The organism is Ferrovum myxofaciens (genome assembly GCF_000735045.1).
Lineage (GTDB): Bacteria > Pseudomonadota > Gammaproteobacteria > Burkholderiales > Ferrovaceae > Ferrovum > Ferrovum myxofaciens.
Genome location: NZ_JPOQ01000126.1, coordinates 1 through 1,568, shown reverse-complemented (window position 1 = coordinate 1,568; position 1,568 = coordinate 1). Strand labels below are relative to the sequence as shown.

Genomic DNA, 1,568 nt, shown 5'->3' with positions numbered 1-1,568 from the left:
ATTTGCGTGACGGTCACAATATTGCTCAGTCAAATCCACCATCAGATTTATGCGGATTCTGACAGCCGTCTACAACCCATCACAGAGCGTGCAAATCAAACCATCAATCATCTTGATTCCGCTCACACGGGCTGCAGCAAATACACCCTGAAGGGTCCTGTCTTGGTCGTAGAAGACGGTCGCATTGTAGGACACGACTGTTTTCTTGCCATCCCGGGTGCGCGCGGTGAGCTCGTAATTGGTGACTTTCTTTTCACTCAGTACCAGTTTGATGGCTGCCTCGGCTCGATCTGGATCGGTAAAGTAGTTCTTGAACGGTGTACCGATCAATTCGTCGCGCGTGCAATCGGTGAGTGCCTCCATCTGCTTATTGATGTCGGTAATGATTCCGCAAGGATCGGTCGTTATGATTGCGTCAATATTGGATTCGATGAGCGAGCGTGTGTAGAACTGCTGGTCGCGTAAGCGCTGATTGAGTTTCTTCTGTTCTGCTTCGACCTGCTTGCGCGCGGTATTGTCGGTACCGATCAACAGATAGCCGATGATGGCGTCCTGCGCGTCGCGTAGCGCCGTGACGGATACCACTGCAGGAAAGCGGCTTCCGTCCTTGCGAAAGTAGGTCAACTCATAGATGTCCTCGATCCCGCGCGAAGCCTTGAACACCAAAGCCTCGAAGCCAGGCGTAATGGGCGTTCCAAGTTCGAGGCTCAATGCTTTGGCACGCGCAATGACTTCCTGTGGATCGGAAATGTCGGCCGGTGTGATTTTGTTCATCACTTCGGCGGCCGTGTAGCCGAGCATACACTCGGCACCGACATTGAAGATTTGAATGACGCCCTTTGCGTCAGTGGCGATACTCGAGAAATTGGCGCTGTTGAAAATTGCGTTCTGCAAAGCGCCTGTTATCGGCAGAGCCACTTGACGGCGGCGTTCCGTGATGCAGTCTTCCGTGGGGGTGGCATAGTCGACAGACAGGAGTGAATTGAGTGGTTTTTTGGACATAGACCTGCCTGCTTGTCGATGGTGCGTTAGGGCCTTCAGTTTTCTGGAGGGCGGCATGTTTTTCAAGAAACTGCTCAAGTGCGGGGGAGTGATCCCCCCTCCTCTGGTAACAAGCAAAGAGGCAGACCTGAACCTTGTATGGTGTCCTGACCGGTTGATATGTTCTGTGCGATGCCGAACAGAGGGGGGCTTATCAGACTGTTGGACCTGAGCGCAACTGCCTGGCAGTTTGCCTGCTTTGAACGGCAATTCGGTTCTTCAAATAAAGACCGGCTGTGGGTAGAAACTACTTGGGGAGCAGGCGATCGAACTCTTTCCTGACCACTGCGTAACATTCGCAGACCCGCTTCTCCAGACCTACCCGGTCAAGAATGGTAATGTGGCCCCGACTGTACTTGATCAAGCCCGCTTTCTGCACATTTCCGGCGGCCTCCGTGACGCCTTCGCGACGTACCCCGAGCATGGCGGCGATCAGTTCCTGGGTCATGATCAGTTCGTTGGAGGGCAAACGATCGAGGCTCAGCAGGAGCCATCGGCAGAACTGCTGATCCAGGGTGTGATGCCGG

General features: G+C 53.8%; 1 protein-coding gene and 1 pseudogene. Both read right to left on the bottom strand.

Annotated elements, in window-relative coordinates:
• Positions 1 to 126 precede the first annotated feature (126 nt).
• Positions 127 to 1,002, bottom strand: a pseudogene (locus IV91_RS0111465) (PAS domain-containing protein); the annotation flags it as partial.
• Positions 1,003 to 1,288: 286 nt separating this feature from the next.
• Positions 1,289 to 1,568: Crp/Fnr family transcriptional regulator (locus IV91_RS0111460; protein ID WP_031598521.1), on the bottom strand; the 280-nt coding region annotated here is incomplete at its 5' end.